At 33.9% G+C, this 18506-nt stretch carries 22 protein-coding genes and 1 pseudogene; 16 read left to right on the plus strand and 7 right to left on the minus strand.

The annotated features are described in order from the left end of the window. Positions 1–43: 43 nt before the first annotated feature. The 4 genes from flhC to J3U19_RS10895 all read right to left on the minus strand — a co-directional run bounded on the left by flhC (position 44) and on the right by J3U19_RS10895 (position 2880). Positions 44–649: a flagellar transcriptional regulator FlhC gene (flhC, locus tag J3U19_RS10880; RefSeq protein ID WP_267341990.1), complete on the minus strand. Its 606-nt coding sequence runs from the start codon at positions 647–649 to the stop codon at positions 44–46. 15 nt (positions 650–664) lie between these two features. Beyond that, positions 665–985: a flagellar transcriptional regulator FlhD gene (gene flhD, locus J3U19_RS10885; protein ID WP_086271528.1), complete on the minus strand. Its 321-nt coding sequence runs from the start codon at positions 983–985 to the stop codon at positions 665–667. Positions 986–1175: 190 nt separating this feature from the next. Continuing rightward, positions 1176–1892: an RNA polymerase sigma factor FliA gene (locus tag J3U19_RS10890; RefSeq protein ID WP_267341993.1), complete on the minus strand. Its 717-nt coding sequence runs from the start codon at positions 1890–1892 to the stop codon at positions 1176–1178. A gap of 175 nt (positions 1893–2067) precedes the next feature. Next, on the minus strand, positions 2068–2880 hold the full coding sequence (locus tag J3U19_RS10895; RefSeq protein WP_267341994.1) for a flagellin: 813 nt from the start codon (positions 2878–2880) through the stop codon (positions 2068–2070). A 333-nt stretch (positions 2881–3213) separates the two neighbouring features. On the opposite strand from J3U19_RS10895, the gene fliD reads away from it, so the two are divergent. From fliD to fliT, 3 genes are read left to right on the plus strand one after another with little or no spacing between them, the layout of a single operon-like run. Further along, on the plus strand, positions 3214–4647 hold the full coding sequence (fliD, locus tag J3U19_RS10900) for a flagellar filament capping protein FliD (protein ID WP_267346305.1): 1434 nt from the start codon (positions 3214–3216) through the stop codon (positions 4645–4647). A 9-nt stretch (positions 4648–4656) separates the two neighbouring features. Next, a complete protein-coding gene (gene fliS, locus J3U19_RS10905; RefSeq protein WP_267341996.1) occupies positions 4657–5034 on the plus strand; it encodes a flagellar export chaperone FliS in 378 nt (125 codons plus the stop codon). A 12-nt stretch (positions 5035–5046) separates the two neighbouring features. After that, complete coding sequence (fliT, locus tag J3U19_RS10910) at positions 5047–5394, plus strand: flagellar protein FliT (RefSeq protein ID WP_267346307.1); 348 nt, start codon at positions 5047–5049, stop codon at positions 5392–5394. 240 nt (positions 5395–5634) lie between these two features. Here fliT and fliE read toward each other — a convergent pair whose 3' ends face one another. Beyond that, positions 5635–5940, minus strand: coding sequence for a flagellar hook-basal body complex protein FliE (fliE, locus tag J3U19_RS10915; RefSeq protein WP_267341998.1), 306 nt, complete (start codon positions 5938–5940; stop codon positions 5635–5637). Between the two features lie 175 nt (positions 5941–6115). Between fliE and fliF the strand changes: the two genes are divergently transcribed. From fliF to fliR, 13 genes are all read left to right on the plus strand, one after another. Next, the gene (gene fliF / locus J3U19_RS10920; protein ID WP_267346308.1) at positions 6116–7828 is read left to right on the plus strand and encodes a flagellar basal-body MS-ring/collar protein FliF; all 1713 of its coding nucleotides are present in this window, start codon (positions 6116–6118) and stop codon (positions 7826–7828) included. Continuing rightward, entirely contained in the window at positions 7828–8826 is a 999-nt protein-coding gene (gene fliG, locus J3U19_RS10925; protein ID WP_267342000.1) for a flagellar motor switch protein FliG, read from the plus strand. The genes fliF and fliG overlap by 1 nt, the downstream gene beginning before the upstream one ends. Further along, complete coding sequence (locus J3U19_RS10930; RefSeq protein ID WP_267346309.1) at positions 8819–9571, plus strand: flagellar assembly protein FliH; 753 nt, start codon at positions 8819–8821, stop codon at positions 9569–9571. Before fliG ends, J3U19_RS10930 begins: the two co-directional genes overlap by 8 nt. 8 nt (positions 9572–9579) lie before the next feature. Continuing rightward, positions 9580–10944: a flagellar protein export ATPase FliI gene (gene fliI, locus J3U19_RS10935; protein WP_267346310.1), complete on the plus strand. Its 1365-nt coding sequence runs from the start codon at positions 9580–9582 to the stop codon at positions 10942–10944. Between the two features lie 18 nt (positions 10945–10962). Beyond that, positions 10963–11424, plus strand: coding sequence for a flagellar export protein FliJ (gene fliJ, locus J3U19_RS10940; RefSeq protein WP_267342003.1), 462 nt, complete (start codon positions 10963–10965; stop codon positions 11422–11424). Further along, positions 11414–12616 (plus strand): flagellar hook-length control protein FliK, encoded by a 1203-nt coding sequence (locus tag J3U19_RS10945; RefSeq protein WP_267346312.1) that lies wholly within the window; start codon positions 11414–11416, stop codon positions 12614–12616. Before fliJ ends, J3U19_RS10945 begins: the two co-directional genes overlap by 11 nt. Before the next feature lie 171 nt (positions 12617–12787). Further along, positions 12788–13255 (plus strand): flagellar basal body-associated FliL family protein, encoded by a 468-nt coding sequence (locus tag J3U19_RS10950; protein ID WP_267342005.1) that lies wholly within the window; start codon positions 12788–12790, stop codon positions 13253–13255. A 5-nt stretch (positions 13256–13260) separates the two neighbouring features. Continuing rightward, entirely contained in the window at positions 13261–14307 is a 1047-nt protein-coding gene (fliM, locus tag J3U19_RS10955) for a flagellar motor switch protein FliM (protein WP_267346314.1), read from the plus strand. After that, complete coding sequence (gene fliN, locus J3U19_RS10960; RefSeq protein ID WP_416380268.1) at positions 14300–14680, plus strand: flagellar motor switch protein FliN; 381 nt, start codon at positions 14300–14302, stop codon at positions 14678–14680. The genes fliM and fliN overlap by 8 nt, the downstream gene beginning before the upstream one ends. After that, the gene (gene fliO / locus J3U19_RS10965) at positions 14680–15114 is read left to right on the plus strand and encodes a flagellar biosynthetic protein FliO (protein ID WP_267342009.1); all 435 of its coding nucleotides are present in this window, start codon (positions 14680–14682) and stop codon (positions 15112–15114) included. Before fliN ends, fliO begins: the two co-directional genes overlap by 1 nt. Positions 15115–15183: 69 nt before the next feature. Beyond that, a complete protein-coding gene (gene fliP, locus J3U19_RS10970) occupies positions 15184–15861 on the plus strand; it encodes a flagellar type III secretion system pore protein FliP (protein WP_324123805.1) in 678 nt (225 codons plus the stop codon). Positions 15862–15883: 22 nt separating this feature from the next. After that, positions 15884–16153: a flagellar biosynthesis protein FliQ gene (gene fliQ / locus J3U19_RS10975; RefSeq protein ID WP_267342010.1), complete on the plus strand. Its 270-nt coding sequence runs from the start codon at positions 15884–15886 to the stop codon at positions 16151–16153. 5 nt (positions 16154–16158) lie between these two features. Then, entirely contained in the window at positions 16159–16959 is an 801-nt protein-coding gene (fliR, locus tag J3U19_RS10980; protein WP_267346316.1) for a flagellar biosynthetic protein FliR, read from the plus strand. A gap of 225 nt (positions 16960–17184) precedes the next feature. Here the strand turns inward: fliR and J3U19_RS10985 are convergent, their stop codons facing one another. Both J3U19_RS10985 and J3U19_RS10990 read right to left on the minus strand, forming a co-directional pair. Beyond that, positions 17185–17520, minus strand: a complete 336-nt coding sequence (locus J3U19_RS10985; RefSeq protein ID WP_267342012.1) for a zinc ribbon domain-containing protein YjdM — start codon at positions 17518–17520, stop codon at positions 17185–17187. Between the two features lie 902 nt (positions 17521–18422). After that, a pseudogene (locus J3U19_RS10990) lies at positions 18423–18506 on the minus strand (elongation factor Tu); the annotation flags it as partial.

The following is an 18506-nucleotide window of genomic DNA, read 5'->3' on the forward strand; positions in this document are numbered from 1 at the left end:
TGGTTTTCCTTTTTCTCCATAATTAATGTTTCTAATACTGATTTTAAACTGTCATTTTTTTAGCAATTGCTGAATGAAAATTGTTTGGTACTGATAGTACCTGTAAACACTTTGCATGGTTTTCTTTCGGTGTTTTATTATTTTTTTCTGCCCTTGATGGTGGCTGACATAAACTGCAAATAAAACTGTTGTATGGCTGATAAGCATGCGTAATAAATCGTCCATGACATTCTTTACAACATGATTGTTGCATGATATTACTTTCAACAAATTTTACTAAGATCCAAGCACGGGTTATTCCTAAAATGGGCTCGTGTTCATGTGAGAATGAACATTGCTCTAAATAAAGTTGATAGGCTTTTAAAATCGTTTGTATACCAGGCTTTGTGCCATGTTTCACCAAAAAATGGTAAGCATTGTAAAATATACTAGAATGAATATTGGGTTCCCACGTCATAAACCACGTGGTGGAGAATGGTAATAAGCCTTTGGGTGGAGGGCAACCTTGAATCTCTTTATACAGTTTTATTAGTTTACCTCGACTTAAATTCGTTTCACTTTCTAGCATTTGAATTCTTGCGCCAAGTGAAATTAATCGGGTAGCTAATTGAACTTCCTTATATTTTTGAATGATACTTGAACACTTCATCCTGATTCCTTTTCGCTACTTATTTAATGAATCCAAAAGTAAACTTGATAAAAGTATACCCGTATGCATTTGTTTTATATCACTTATGCGGGAATCTTCTGTGAGTTTTTTCATCATTTCTGCGTTTTCAAATCGCAATTGAAATGTTAATTGATTCGTTTCTGATAAAACCAACATTTGTGAAGTATTTAAACTGCTAAGTATGTCGGCTGTTTCTTCATCAATGCCTAGTCGATACATTGCCATCACTTTATCTTTTTCAAGCATCTTTTGACTTAACAAGAGTGTTGAAAGATTCAAATGATGTATACATTTCAAAATATCGTCATCGAGTATATTTCCCAATTTAATCACCCATTCATATCCATTTATGTTCGTATAAAAAAACGAATAATTAATAAAATAAAACAAAAATAATTTTTTTGTACTTAAAATTACATTTTTAAATGGAAAAGGTCAATAAAAAAATCATTTCAATTTATTTTCAATTTATTTTTTTGTGTTTTACTGTTTTAATTCTGTTTTGTTATAAGGTAATTTTACTTTGTATTCGTTTAATTGCTTGACTATGTAACTGGCTAACTCGAGATTCGCTAATATTCATCACGTTACCAATCTCTTTTAAATTCAATTCTTCTTGGTAATAAAGTGCTAAAACCATTTTTTCTTTTTCTGGTAATTTATCAATTTGTTGAATAATAATATGGCGAATTTCATCACTAATAATTGATGAAAAGGGATTATTGTCCGTACCTGATTCAATTAATGCATCAAAATTATCGCCTGATTTTTTTTGTATTTCATCATAGGACAATATCTGACTGTAATTTGTATCTAATAATACTTTGCGATATTCAGTCAGGGATAATTGCAAATATGCCGCTATTTGGTGATCATTGGGAGTGACGCCTAGTTTTTTTTCTAACTCATTTATTGCATTTGTCACTTCTTTAATTTTTTTCCGCGTCTGTCTCGGCAACCAATCTCGACTACGCAGTTCATCTAGCATAGCACCTTTTATTCGAGGAACAGCAAATGTGGTAAAAGAATAACCTTGGGAAGCATCATACCGTTTTATGGTTTCTAACAAACCGATATAACCGACTTGTAATAAGTCATCAAGTTCGATAGTTGTTGGCAAACGAACCGCTAATTTAAGTGCTTCATTACGAACTAAATAGATATATTGTTGCCAATCAATTTGATTCACTATACCTTGAGAGTTATACAGGCTATCACTCATTTTTTGAACCAATGTAAAAAAATGCTAATAAGTATTATGACGATAATTGATTAAGTTAATGGCTAGAATAAGATAAAAAAAATTGGTAATTAACCTTATTAGCAATAATGGTATTAAAAAATACCATTATTGCTATAGTACAAATTAGAGTGACCATGAATTCTAATTGTATACCTTATTGTAATAAAGAAAGTACTGATTGAGGTACTTGATTTGCTTGTGCTAAAACTGAAGTACCTGCTTGTTGTAAGATTTGACCACGAGTCATATTAGATACTTCTTCTGCATAATCTGCATCTTCAATACGGCTACGCGCTGAACTTAGATTATTTACAGTATTGTTGATATTAGTTACCGTTGACTCAAAACGATTTTGTACCGCACCAAGCTCACCACGTAATTCATCAATTTTTGATAATGCCGCATCAATGGTTTTTAATGGAGTTGCTGTTGGAGTATCTGATACATTGAAAGCATCTAAACCTAATTTTTTGCTATCAATTTGTTTTAAGTTGATAGTAATGACTTCACCATCATTTGCACCTACTTGAATGTTAAGAACTTTATCTTCTGATAATACTTTTGTTCCATTAAAATCAGTTTGTGCTGATACACGGTCGATCTCTTGTAAACGTTGATCGATTTCGTTTTGAATTGATACAAGATCGCTTTCAGAGTTAGTGCCGTTAGCCGCTTGAACAGTTAACTCACGAATACGTTGTACGTTATTGTTGATTTCGTTCAATGCACCTTCAGTAGTTTGTGCAATTGAAATACCATCATTTGCATTACGTGCTGCTTGAGTTAAACCTCGAATACTTGAAGAAAAACGATTGGCAATTGCTTGACCTGCTGCATCATCTTTAGCACTGTTGATACGCATACCTGATGATAAACGTTCAATTGCTGTTCCAAGAACGCTTTGAGAATGATTAAGATTGTTTCTTGCCATTAAAGACATAGTATTAGTATTAATTACTTGTGCCATTTTTATCTCCTTTAATATGATAAGTTTCATCAACACGAAATTGAAAAATAATTCAAAACGTTTGCTGATGATTTAGTTATCGGTTTTAAAAAAAGAAACTTTAGTATTTTTTCCACGAATATTGGTTTTAAAAAAAATTATTTAAAAAATATACAACATTATGTTTATATTTCAATTGGTTATATCAATATTATTTCCACAAAATATATCCTACTGTATTAAATAACCTCAGATTTTCACTTTTAATCTATGAATTGATTATCAATACTAAACTTTTTGTTACATCGGCCGATAAAACAAGATATGAAAGAATTTATATTAGGATAATCAATCATGGCAATGAGTATTTTAGGTATTGGTTCTGGTATTGATTTAAATGAAGTATTAGATCAATTAGAAGCCGTTGAAAAAAATCGTCTTACCCCAATAAAAGCTCAGCAAAAAGCAATAAATAATAAAATAAGTGGTTTTGGTAAGTTAAAAAGTGCCTTATCCACATTTAATAGTGCGACAGCAAAACTGCAAAAAAAAGAACTCTTTCATGCTCGTACAGTATTAGGTCATGATAATTATTTTACGACTAATGTAAGAAGTAATGCTCAACTGGGTAATTATGCCGTTAGTGTGGAACAGCTTGCTAATGCACACAGCCTTGCAACCAACGCGGTAAACGATAAAAAAGCAGTGTTAGGCAACGATAATGAAACTCGAACCGTCACTATTGAACAAGCCAATGGGCAAAAGTTAAATGTTACTTTATCCAAAGATGAGACGTCTTTAGAGTCGATTGCCAATGCGATTAATCAAGCGAAGGTGGTTAATGAAGATGGTTCAACCAGTGAGTCAACCGTCAATGCAACAATTGTGCGTTCAGGAACCGATAATTATCAGCTGGTTATTACATCAAAAGAAACCGGTGAGCAACAAACCATTACTTCAATTTCATCTGATGATGAAAAGCTTAATTCATTTATTGGTTTTGATATTCATCAAGCAGAATCATCGGCAATGAGTGAAGTGGCTAAAGCGCAAGATGCTAAATTTAGTTTCAATGGTATTACAATCAATAGTGAATCAAACACGGTTAAAGATGTTATTCCTGGTGTTGATATTACTTTAAAAGCTGTAACAACCACATCACAAAATTTAACTATCGGTGCCGATAATGAAAAAAGTCAAGAAGCACTTAAAGAGTGGGTGGACGCATTTAATCAATTGCAATCAATGATATCAACTTTAACTCAATTCACCGCTAGTGATGCCAACTCAGATGAATTAAATAGTAATAATGGACCACTGATTGGAGATTCAACACTGCGTAATATTGATCAGAGCATTCGCTCTATCTTTTCGAAAGGTCAAGAAGGCGAATTATCGGTATTGTCACAAATTGGTATCAATATGGACAGCAATGGCAAACTGGTAATTAAAGAAAATGAATTAGAAAAAGCCCTCAAAGAAAACAGTGAAGCAGTCGCCATGCTATTTACTGGTGATGGTGAAACGACAGGCATTGCTAACGAAGTGTTTACCAAAGTCAATAGCTTTATTGATAGTGATGGCATGATTGATACTGCAACTAACGGTTTAAATTCAACGTTAAAATCATTAGATAAACGCTATGACCAAGTCAGTAATTCCATTGACCAAACCATTGAGCGATATCGAACGCAATTTACCAAATTGGATATCTTGATCAATGAATTAAATGGTATGAGCAACTATTTAACCACCCAATTTGAAATGATGGCTAATTTAAAAAAATAAGGGATAACAATGTATAAAATGGGATCTCAAGCGTATAGGCAAGTTAATTTAGAAACCAGTGTCAGTCAGGCATCACCACATCAGCTTATTGTTTTGTTATTTGATGGAGCTCTTAATGCCATTCGACTCGCTGATTTATACATACAAAAAGGTGATATTGCCGGTAAAGGAAAAGCAATCTCAAAAGCGATTAATATCATTGATAATGGACTGAAAAGTTGCCTTGATTTAGAGCAAGGTGGTGAAATTGCAGAAAACTTAGACCAGCTGTATCACTACATTAGCCAGCAATTGGTTTTAGCTAACTTACATAATGATAAGGAAAAACTGCAAACCTGTTTTGATTTGCTTGATAATATTGCACAAGCTTGGCGAGAGATAGCTTAGAGGACGAATGCTGTGAATACTGATTTTTTATTAGAACAATATGAACAACTTAATTATGTTGTTGAACAAATGCTAATTGATACTCAAAAAGAAGATTGGGAATCTTTAATTCGTTGGCAACCAAAATATCACCAATTAACGCAGGAACTTAAACTCTCTGAGGGTTTTACTGTTATTAAAAAAATGCCTTTACAATATCAAGATATTATTAAAATGTATTTCAACAATATAATTAGCTATCATCAGCAATTAATCCAATTAATTCAAGCACGGCGGAGTGAGCTAAGCCAGCTTATTGGTAAACAAGTTGATTATCAAACAAAGATAAACAGCTATCAAAACGTTGCTAATTTGGTATAAGTTGGTAATTTAGTGCTTTTAAATTAGATTTGCTGATAAGCAAGTTATAACACAATCAGTTAAATAACGAGTGTTGAAACAGGTTATTTAACTGTTTTAACAAGCTAATAAATTGTTTATTCACTTTTTTATTAGAAAAAGTTGCTGGGAAACTGGGCATAGTTACCTTAGTCTAACAATTTATTATAAAGGATAGACTGTCATTGAGGACAAATTTAGAATTGCATCGTTATCAATTAGTTAAACATTCATATTCATGATTTCTTGATATGCTGAAACGAATTTATTCCGAACTTGAATGCCAAATTGCAATGAAACCGTCGATTTTTGCATATTAACCATTACTTCATTTAGAGAAACATTCGGTTCTCCCATTTCAAAAGCTTTTGCAGAATTACTGGCTTTTATTTGCAATTGGCTAATATTATCTAATGCGGTTTTGAGCTCATCAATAAAATTATTCTCAGTTGTTAATTGAGGCTTTGTTGCATATGATGCATTTAAATGCATAAGTTCGTTTGTATTTAATGTATTGATGGTTGTCATAAAGGTTTGGTTATTGGTTTTATTTTATTACTTTAAGGTGCAATTTATCATACAAAGTAAAAACTAAATGGCGTAAGTAAGGGACAAATGCTGTGTTTTTTTAGCTATTGATTTTTATTAATACAAAGATAATAGACCATAGAATTTATCTAATCAGTTTAGCATTAGGATATTTATGGCTAGCCAAACAGTCGATGGTAAAGGCGAATCAATATTAAATAAGTTACCTTTTATAAATCAAATAAAACAAAATGCCAAAATGGCATGGTCAATTGCAGCTGTTATTGCTATTGCTATTATCAGTATTATCTATTTATGGGCTAAAAATGACTCTTATAGTGTTTTATTTAGTAATTTAAATGATAAAGATGGTGGCGAGATTATCAGCCAACTCGATAAGATGAATATCCCTTATAAATTTTCATCGTCCGGCTCTACTATCTTAATTCCTGAAGATAAAGTTTATGATACGCGTTTGCGTATTGCACAACAAGGACTGCCTAAAGGTGGCGCTGTAGGTTTTGAATTGCTTGATAAAGAAAGTTTTGGTATGAGTCAATTCAACGAGCAAATCAATTACCAACGTGCTTTGGAGGGCGAACTATCCAGAACAATCTCGATTATCAGTAGTATTGATGATGCTAGAGTGCATCTGGCGATGCCTAAACCATCCTTATTTGTCAGAGAAAGAAAATTTCCTTCCGCATCGGTGGCATTAACGTTATTACCTGGCCGCAGTTTGTCACAAGGTCAAATTGATGCCATTATCCATTTAATTTCGAGTAGCGTACCAGAATTACAGTCGGATAAAGTAACGATTATTGATCAACACGGTCACCTATTAACGGGTGAAAATTATCGTGACCGAAACGCCAATGTGGCGCAATTAGAATTTAGTGAGCGCATCGAAAACAGCGTTCGTGAACGAGTTGAAAAAATTATTATTCCTATTTTGGGTAAACATAATGTTCGGGTACAAGTTAATGCTGAGGTTGATTTTAGTCGACAAGAATCAACTTCAGAAATTTATGATCCTAATAGTGATATTGCTAAACAAACTATTCGCAGTAAGCAGTTAACGGAAAATCGGCAATTGATTAAAAGTTATGGAATAGGTGGTGTGCCAGGAGCTTTATCCAATCAACCTGTACCTACATCGAGTGCACCTATTGATGAAAAGAATGAAGACACAAACATTGCTGATAAACAGCAGCCGAGCAACTGGCAATCTAATAATACTTTAAATTATGAAGTTAATCGGCAAGTTGTACACAGCAAGATACCGGAGGGGCGTATTAAACGCTTATCTGTCGCGGTGCTAGTTAACTATAAGTTTGTGACCAATGCATTAGAAAATAATGAAGCAGATGAAAGTGATGGTGAAAATAAGTCGTTACTTCCAACGGAACAATGGGTAAAACTGGATAGTAATGAATTAACTAATATCGAATTATTAGCTCGTCAAGCTATGGGGTTTTCTCAATTACGCGGCGACAGTTTGACTGTTGCCAATTTGAAATTTACCGATCAAGAATTTGATGACAATAGTGGTATCGCGTTTTGGAAAACGCCTGAATTTTACGATTCTATTAAAACAGGCGGTAAATATTTAATCTATATTTTCATCATTTGGATTATTTGGCGAAAAGCATTGCGTTCAGTATGGCTAAAACTACAACGACAGTACTTGAGTGTTAATAATAAAACGGCTGATTCTCAAATCACGCTGGATGAGAAATTAGATTATAAAGCACACAGTAAGCAGCAGCAGAAAATATTTGAAGATAATATGCAGCAACAACAATATATTCGCAAAATTGTCGAGAAAGACCCTCGGGTAATGGCCTTAATTATTCGTGGTTGGATTAATAAGGAGGACACAGAATAATGAATTTAAGTGAATCTCAAAAAGCCGCCACAGTATTGATGATATTGGGTGAAAATCTTGCTGCAAAGGTGATGCAATATCTTAGTTCTAAAGAGGTGCAGCACATCAGTAGTGCGATGATGTCATTACCACAGCTTTCGCAAGAGCAATTAAAAAATGTCCTTAATGAATGTCAATTTACACTTGAAAATTGTGCTGTTTTAACTTCCGATACAGATAGTTATTTACGTTCAGTTCTCGAAAAATCTATTGGTAGCGAAAAAACTGAACGTTTACTTGATGAGTTATTAGAAACGGATCGCGAAGAAGCCACCGATGGTCTTGAAATGCTTAACTTTGTTGATGCTGCAAGGGCAGTTGATCTGGTTAAAAAAGAACACCCACAAATTATTGCTACTATTTTAATTCATTTGAATCGGGATTTGGCTGCTGACATTTTAAATCTTTTTGATGATGAATTACGTAATGATGTTATGTTACGTATTGCAACATTTGGAGGCGTTGAACCATCAGCATTACAAGTTTTATCGACATCATTATCAACATTATTACATGGACAAAATCTTAAACTTAATAATATGGGTGGCATTCGTACTGCTGCTGAAATCATTAACTTAATGAAATCTCAGCAAGAAGAGCTTGTTATTAGTGCGTTGCGTGATTATGACAACGAACTTGCTCAAAAAATTATTGATGAAATGTTCTTATTTGAAAATCTGGTTGAAGTCGATGACAGAAGTATCCAACGTCTACTTAAAGATGTTGATAATGAAACATTAATTATCGCCTTGAAAGGTGCCTCAAGCACATTACGTGATAAGTTGTTAAGTAATATGTCACAACGTGCCGCCTCTATTTTACGTGAAGATCTGGAAAATAGACCGCCAGTGCGCTTATCACAAGTTGAAACTGAACAGAAGAAAATTTTGGTTATTGCGCGTCGCTTAGCCGAAAGTGGTGAGGTGATCTTAAGTAGTGGTGATGATGAGTATGTATAATCAACTCAGTAGATTAAACTGGAAACCACTTAGTTTTCAGGATTTAACTTCGGCAAGATTACCACAATTAAGTACCAACAGCAGTACACAAGAAAGTGATATTTGCCAGCCTGAACAAGAGGTAGAGTTAATTGAATCAAATGAAGAACCGGATATTGATCAAGAAATACTTGATCAGTTAAAGCAAGAGGTTAAAGCACAAGCTTATCAAGAAGGGTTTTCTTTAGGTCAAACTGAAGGTTTTGATGTCGGTAAACAGTCGGGCTATGAGCAGGGATTTGCTTTAGGACAGCAAGAAGGACGTCAAAAGATAGAGCAGCAACTGAGTGATGAGAAGTTAAAAGCTGTTGAGAGCATAGCTGATCTAATCCAAAATTTTCAGCAGTCAATTAGTGAAATAGATGAATTGATAGTACCTAAATTAGTTGATTTAGCATTGCTAGCTGCACAAAAAACCGTTGGCACACTTTCTAAGGTCAAACAAAAGCAGTTGGTTTTTACTGTGCAGAGGCTTATTGAGCAATGTTCAATGTTATCAGAACCGATTTCTGTGCATTTTAACCCTGATGATTTGCTGTGGTTAGAGCCAATAATCAATGAAGAGATTAAGCAATATCATTGGCAGCTTATTGCGGATCCCAATATTGAAAGTGGTGGCTGTAAAATTTTTACAGAAACCAATGAAATTGATACTAATGTTACGGACCAGTGGCAAATTATGTCTGATTTTTTACATGATAGGTGAGCATTAACATGACATACTCATCCCAATGGATCAATAAAATTAGCCAAGCTACACAGCAACTTCAATCCTTGTCCTTAATACGCCAATATGGACGGTTAGTTAAGGCATCGGGATTAGTACTTGAAGCTGTGGGATTGAAATTACCATTGGGTTCAAACTGTTTTGTTGAACGACAATCTCATGGTCAACTTGATGCAGTTGAGTGTGAAGTGGTTGGATTCAATGGTCAGACGTTGTTTTTGATGCCATTTGAGGCAACCGATGGCATTTTATTAGGCGCTCGTGTTTATACCTCACAGTATGATTTAGCTCATTTTAGCCATAAATTATTACCGGTAGGTATGGCGTTATTAGGTCGAGTGGTTGATGCCATGGGTAAACCTTTAGATGGTAAGCCATTACCAGAAAATATTGAAAATGCTGGTTTGGTTAATAAAACACTCAACCCACTCAATCGCACTCCCATTCATCAGGTTCTTGATGTTGGTGTAAGAGCCATCAATGCGTTATTAACGGTCGGACAAGGACAACGAATGGGGTTATTTGCTGGTTCGGGCGTTGGTAAAAGTGTTTTACTCGGTATGATGGCTCGTTATACACAAGCAGATATTATTGTGGTAGGCTTGATTGGTGAACGAGGTCGAGAAGTTAAAGATTTTATCGAAAATATTTTAGGCGAAGACGGTTTAGCACGTGCTGTTGTGGTCGCTGCCCCCGCTGATGTATCACCATTATTACGTTTGCAAGGTGCTGCCTATGCAACAAGAATTGCTGAAAGTTTTCGCGATCAAGGTTTTAATGTGTTATTAATCATGGACTCTTTAACTCGCTATGCTATGGCACAACGAGAAATTGCCTTAGCAATTGGAGAACCTCCAGCAACTAAAGGTTATCCTCCTTCGGTATTTGCAAAATTACCAGCACTTGTAGAAAGGGCGGGCAATGATGAACATGGTAAAGGATCTATTACTGCTTTTTATACGGTTTTAACCGAAGGTGATGATCAACAAGATCCGATAGCTGATTCGGCCAGAGCAATTTTAGATGGGCACATTGTTTTGTCACGTGCACTTGCTGAGTCAGGTCATTATCCTGCTATTGATATTGAAGCATCCATTAGTCGAGTAATGACCGATCTTACCGCACCGGAAGATGAAAAGAAATCACGTTTATTTAAACAGCTATTTTCCAGTTTTCAACGTAATCGCGATTTAATTAATGTTGGCGCCTATGTGTCAGGTACCGATCCTTTGTTAGATAAGGCAATAACTTTATATCCAGCTATGCAGAAATTTTTGCAACAAGGTATTTACGAACACTGTGGATATCAAGAGGCGTGTCAACAATTGGCTGCGATTGTGAGCCAACATTAAACGGTTAGGAAAGTACTAATGAAAAAAAATCCTTCACAATTAGCCTTTTTAACATTAAAAAAGCTAGCGCAAAAATCTGTTGACGATAACTTAGTTAGGTTAAAAAAAGCAAATGAAAATAAGGGTAAAGCACAGTCACAACTTAATGTCTTACATGATTACTATGTTGAGTATCAACAAAAATTGAACGATGCTTTATCTGGTGGCATAAAAGGATATGAATTAAATAATTTTAATGCTTTTATTGCCACTATTGAGCAAGGAATAGAACAGCAAAAAAAACTGTTATTAACCTTGGATATCCAACAAAAGCAGATTACTAACCAGCTTAATCAATCACAAAAAAGTTTGAATACCTATACAACATTATTAAATAAGCAATATAACAAATATTTACAACAGCAAAATCGTTTGCAACAAAAACTGACCGATGAATTTGCCCAACAGCAATTAGCAAGGAGAATATTGAGTGAGTATTAATTTGATTGGTAATGTAAACTTAATGCCAGTGCATCAATCAGAGTTTGTTTCTAATGATACTATCGATAATGATGGTGATTTATTTGGGCAATTGCTATTACAAAGTGAACAGCATAGCCACATTGCTAATAAGTCAGATTCGACGAAATTGAGTGATAGGGGGAATGGAGAATTAGATGATGATAAATCTGTTGATGATGAGTTAACTGTCGGCTGTTATCCAGGTGCTATTGAATATTTTGAACAGGAAAAGTGGACTATTATCAGTGCGACAGAAATAAACGCTACAGAAAACAGAAATATACCAATTAACCATTATTCACTGCCAACGAATAACATAAATTCTGACATATTCGAAGCCAATTTTTTGCTCAATTTACCCGCAAATCTATTAGATAGTAAGCCAACTCACGAAGTCATTAATAACGAAGGTAAGGTCATTAATTCGATAATGCAACAAAATGATTTTATGTCGTTATTTGAAGAAAAACGTCAAGCAAACACAACACTGATTCATCGAAAAATCTCTGATATTAGTCATAACGTTAGCAATTATTTTTCTAATTCATCCACTCATTTATCCAGTATTGGTGATGTTATGTCAAAAGTGACCCCTTCTCAAACTGATTTTACGATGAATTTAGGAAGTCACCATGTGATGGTGCCTATCCATCAAATCTCATCTTTGCCATCAATAACCCATGACCCCAACTTGATAACGCCAGCTAATTCGACTGTTTCTTCTTACACAATGGATTTATCTACGCCTGTTGATGTTGTGCAATGGCAACAATCGTTAACTCAGCACATCATGATGTTTAATCGTCAAGGTATACAAACTGCCGAAATTAAATTACATCCTCAAGAATTAGGTTCGTTACATATTAAACTTGCTATGACCGATGATAATATCAATCTGCATATGATGGCTGCACACAATATGGTAAAAGGATTGTTAGAATCGGCATTACCATTTTTACGAACTTCGCTGCAAGAACAAGGTTTTAACTTACAACAAACCGATATCAGTGATTTTTCGATGATGAGTGATGGTGATCACTCAGCGATGCATCATCAAAATAATCACCGTCACCAATCGAATGCAGTTGTATCAAAAACAGTAGACAAAATTAATGAGCAGTCAAACAACCAAAAACATTTTGTTCAATCAGGATTGAGTGTATTTGCTTAAAATTTAATTTGTGATTTATTGTCAGCAAGTATCTTAAAAACAAATTGAAAACGTTAAATAGGTAATATTTTTGTTGCCTATTCTTCAAATCAATTCTGCGAGTTTGATTTATTATTCTTCTTATTATTACCATTTAATGGTTATAAATTTTTTATTGAGATAAGAATAAATATGCCAACTACCCCTAAAAAAGTGAATATTTTGAACTTAATACTTATTCTCATCACGCTGTTCGCATCAGGTACAGCTGTTTATTTATGGTTCCAAAATCAATCAAAAACCACGGCTAAAAAGCATGATGAAATAACTATCGTATCGCCAGTTTTTTTAACTTTAAAGCCGTTTACTGTGTCGTTACCTACATCAGAAGATAATGGTGATATTAATAAAATTCTTTATGTTGGTATGGTACTGCGTGTTGCCGATGAAGCCCAAAAAATTGCGTTATTAGAATACTTACCTGAAGTTAGAAGTGATATACTTCTTTTATTATCTAAACAATATGTTAATAAATTAAAACAAGAATCAGGTAAATTTGAATTACAAGAGCAGATAAAAAATACATTATCACGTCAATATGATATTAAACACTCAGTAAAAATTGACGAAGTACTCTTTACTGATTTTATTATACGGTGATTGTTATGTCTGATAAGCGTGAACCGATAACAGACATTAATGCCGACAATGATACTTTGCCAGTATCAGAAAGCTCCATTGCCACTGAGGGTAACGTTTTTGATACTAATATTGTCTCATTACCATCAGGGAAAAAAGCCGATGTTAAACCTTACGATTTATCGGTCAAACATAGCTTTATTCCTGAACGTTTAACGGCATTAGAAATCATAAATGAACGTTTTGCTCGTCAGTTCAGAATAGGATTATTTAATCTATTACGTCGTAATACAGATGTAATTGCTTCCCCAATTGGCACACAAACTTTCAAAGAATTTTCTAATATTTCATCTACATATCATTTGAATTTAGTGCATCTCAATCCTTTAAGAGGCTCTTGCTTATTTTCCTTTTCACCCGAATTAGTGTTTATTGTGGTTGATACTTTATTTGGTGGGGATGGGCATACAAACAAAGTTGAAACAGAAGATCGTGAGTTTACTCATACAGAGCAACAAATCATAAAACGAGTACTAGAGTTAGCATTAAACATTTATCAAAGTGCTTGGGCAGATATATATTCAGTTGAAACTGAGTATATCCGCTCTGAAATACAAAGTAAGTTTACTAATATTACTACTTCGCCTGATGATGTAGTTTTAACCACCAAATTTAAGATTGAAATTGGTAGTTTTAAAGCGACGTTTTATATTTGTATTCCTTATGCCATGGTTGAGCCAATCAAAGAATTATTAATAAAACCACCTATCGAGCAGCAAACTTATCAAGATGATAATATCTGGATGAGTTCATTAACCTCTGGCATCAAACAATCAACTGTCGAATTAGTCGCTAACTTTACTCGTATTCATACGACTGTCTCTAAACTATTAGCATTAAAAACGAATGATATTTTAGTCATCGACAAACCGACAAATTTAGATGTTACTGTTGGTGGAGTGCCAGTATTAAAAGGTCATTACGGTAAAGTTAATAAACAATATGCAATTCAAGTTGAACAGGTTATTAATCCTGTAATTGAACAATTAAATGAGGGAATGCAAAATGACTGATATCAAACAAGATAGTGAAGATATCCCAAAAGTCGATGTAAAAAGTGATGAATTATCCACTAAGGACGTTATTTTTGAAACATTATCACCGCAACAAACTGAAGAACAAAAGCAAGATATTAATCTTATTTTAGATATTCCAATTGATTTGAGTGTCGAACTTGGTCGAACTAAGATGGCAATTAAAGATTTATTGAATCTAACTCAAGGATCGGTCATTGCATTGGATGGTCTTGCTGGTGAACCTTTAGATATATTAATTAATGGTTATTTAATTGCCCAAGGCGAAATCGTGGTTGTCGGTGATAATTATGGCGTACGCATTACCGATATTATCACTCCATCAGAGCGTGTACGTAGGTTGAGTCGTTAATGGATATAAAACACGAAAATAAGGCTCAGCCTTCGTCAACAACAGATACAATTTCGCTAACTTCTATATCACCGGAATTCAAAGTAAACACACAAATGGCTACATCAATTGGGATATCGCTTATTGGTGTGATTGTCCTGATCTTATTGTTAGGATGGATAGTAAAACGCTTCAATTGGAAGAGTCCTAATAAACAATTAATTGAAGTCAAAGCAACTTATAATATAAACCCTAAAGAAAGAATCGTTTTGGTTCATGTCGATCATCAATTATTAGTTGTTGGTGTGACTGGACAGCAGATGACCCTACTGCATACCATAAATGAACAACGAACCGATATGCTGCTAGCAGAACCATCAGCAGAAAAAGACCTTTCAAAAAATAAGTTATTTGAGCAAATGTTACAGTCCATTTTGAAATTGAGAAAGGAGTAATTGGTAGTGCGGTTAAAATCTGTTATTTTGCTAGGCTTATTGTCGATTAGCCAATATAGCTTTGCTGAAATTTCACCGTTATCTATCATTACCCGTACTACTTTGGATAATGAACAAAGCTGGTCGTTACCGGTTGAGACTTTGGTCTTTTTAACCTTACTTACGTTTATTCCTGCAATATTACTATTAATGACCAGCTTTACCCGCATTATTATTGTGTTGGGTTTATTGCGTAATGCTCTAGGAACACAATCTGCTCCCCCTAACCAAGTTATTTTAGGTATTGCCCTTTTTATGACATTTTTTATTATGTCACCGGTGACTGATAAAATTTATCAAGATGCTTATATACCTTATTCACAAAATCAAATCACCATGCAAGAAGCCTTATCCACAGCAACTAAACCATTACAGGCGTTCATGCTTACTCAAACCCGAGAAAATGATTTAGCGTTATTTGTGAATATGTCTCATCAAAACGAAATCCAAAGCCGTGAAGATATTCCCTTGAAAGTTTTGGTACCTGCTTTTGTGGTTAGCGAGTTAAAAACCGCTTTTCAAATAGGTTTTACGATTTTTATTCCTTTTTTAATTATTGATTTAGTGGTGGCTAGTACACTTATGGCATTAGGGATGATGATGGTTCCACCGGCAACAGTTTCATTACCATTTAAGTTAATGTTGTTTGTATTGGCCGATGGTTGGCACTTATTACTAGGTTCATTAGCACAAAGCTTTTTTAGTTAAGAAATTTTAGTTTAGGAACAGTATGTCACCTGAGTATATTAGTACTTTGGCAATGCAAGCCATAAAAGTTGCAGCATCCCTTGCAGGTCCTTTATTGTTAGCCGCTTTATTTACTGGTTTGGTCATTAGTTTATTGCAAGCGGCTACGCAAATTAATGAAATGACATTATCATTTATTCCTAAAATTTTAATGGTCATTGTGGTTTTAATTATTTTGGGTCCCTCTATGTTGTCAACGATGATTGACTACATTCAAATTGTGATTACCGATATTCCTAATTTAACTCATTAAATGTAATGGATATTAATATTAACAGTCTATTTAATATTGATTTCTTTGCTTGGGTTAAAGATATCTTTTTCCCGTTTGTGCGCATTTTAGCATTAATTATGGTCGCGCCAATTTTTGGTGAAAAAGAAGTGCCAAATCGCATAAAAATTGGTTTAGCGTTAGTAATTGTTATGCTTCTACCTCTTCCTAATCTTGATGAGAATATAGAACTTTATTCTCTAACGGGGATATGGGTTCTTGCTCAGCAAATAATGATTGGAGTGTTGATCGGTTTTACTATGCAATTGGCGTTTATAACAGTCAGAATTTCGGGTGAATTAATTGGCATGCAAATGGGGCTGGGTATGGCTACATTTTTTGATCCAATTGGAGGACCTTCTACATCAGTTTTGTCACGCTTAATTAATATTATAGCTTTACTGATTTTTCTGAGTTTAGATGGTCATCTATGGTTACTATATGGTATTTCTAATAGCTTTGATATTGTTCCAATTCGACTTATGCCACTGCCTGCAAATGGCTATTTATCTTTAATTGATGTCAGTAACCAACTCTTTATTAATGGTATTATGTTAGCTCTTCCTTTAATGACTTTATTGTTAATCATTAATATATCATTGGGCTTATTAAATAGGATTACACCACAATTATCCATTTTTGTTGTTGGTTATCCTTTAACACTATTGTTAGGATTAATCATGTTAAGCTATTTAATTTCGATGTTGCCAGCATTTACAGAGTTTATTTTTGAACAAATATTCAATCACATTTCAGCTATTTTATGGTTTTTGAGTGATGTTCAGTAGTGTAATTTTGATTATATGACTGGATAATTTATCAATTTTATTCTTATCTGAATTAGTCTGCTTACTAACCTTCCTTCAAATAGGTCTTTTTTTAAAAAAATTTGAGGTTAACGATACGTTTGAATATAAAAATTGGCTGAATTCCACTAAACGTAAATTAAAAAATATTAGTGGAAACTCAATAAGAAAAGAATGCTGATATAATCAGCATTTTATTTATATCAATTAAGCTTTTTTTACAAAACAGGCTTTAAGCATGATTTTCATGCCATCAATTTTACAATCAATCTCATGATCACCTTCGACTAAACGAATCCCTTTTGCTTTAGCCCCTTTTTTCAAAACAGTAGAAGATCCTTTTAATTTAAGATCTTTAATTAAAATAATATCGTCGCCATCAGCAAGTAAATTACCATTACTGTCTTTCACTTGTAAACCTTCATTTGTTGAAGCAACATCATTCGGATCCCATTCGTGGGCACATTCAGGGCAAACATAAAACGAACCATCATGATAAGTATGTTCAGACTGGCAAACAGGGCAGTTAGGTATAGATTCCATGGGTATGATTAATCCAAATTAAATAAAATGGCGTTTACTATAGCAAAAAAACGGTGTTAAGTCATGGTATTCCTATTTTAGGTAGCGTTAAAGAGGCCGTCAAATTATTCCATAGAAGCACTAGCGATAAAAAATTGGTTAAAGACAAAATGATCCGCCATGAATCACACCTTTATTTTGCTATACCTTTATTTTAACAGAGGGAGGTTCATGTGTATCGCAGTACTCATTTAGGTGATGAAACGATGTTTGGTATTTTAAATCATTATCATTTAGTAGTAATTGCTGCTATCTTTTGCCTCATTATCGTTTTCCAATGTCGATTAAAGCCAAAATAGGTTATTGGGTACGATTGATTGAAAAACCGAGTTTACATCAATTTTATAAAACTCATCCCATTATTATGCGACGGTTTATTAATATGCTTCAGTACTAACTGTATAGGAACAAATAGATAATAATATTAGGTATTTAATATTAAGCGCCTTACAATAGCATTTGGTTATTTGTTTATTGATATTATGTTCGGATAACGCTCATCAATTTATATTGTCTAGCGCTCGTGATCTTTTAGCAACAAAGTTAGGTATTGGTTATGAATCGTTAAGTTGATTGATGTGGCACTATCGAAAGCAAAAAATTATTTAAGTTGAAACTCATTGAGTTAATATACTAAAAGTATTTTATTTGAAAGAACGGATTTCTCCTTATCAACGTTTATTCAAAAAAGCTGTTGGTATTTAGGAAAATTGTTCTACAAAGAACAAGTAAAGTACATTCAAATTAAAATGGCAAATTGGTTTTTAAAAGGAATTCTGATAAACCTAAAAAAGGCGCGTATTATACGCGCCTTTTATACTGATCAAGAGCATTAAGGATAATGCTCTAAATAGTTAGTAAGATTATTTAATAACCTTAGCAACAACACCAGCACCAACAGTACGACCACCTTCACGGATAGCAAAGCGTAAGCCTTCTGCCATTGC

This window comes from Gilliamella sp. B2828 (assembly GCF_026537125.1).
Lineage (GTDB): Bacteria > Pseudomonadota > Gammaproteobacteria > Enterobacterales > Orbaceae > Gilliamella.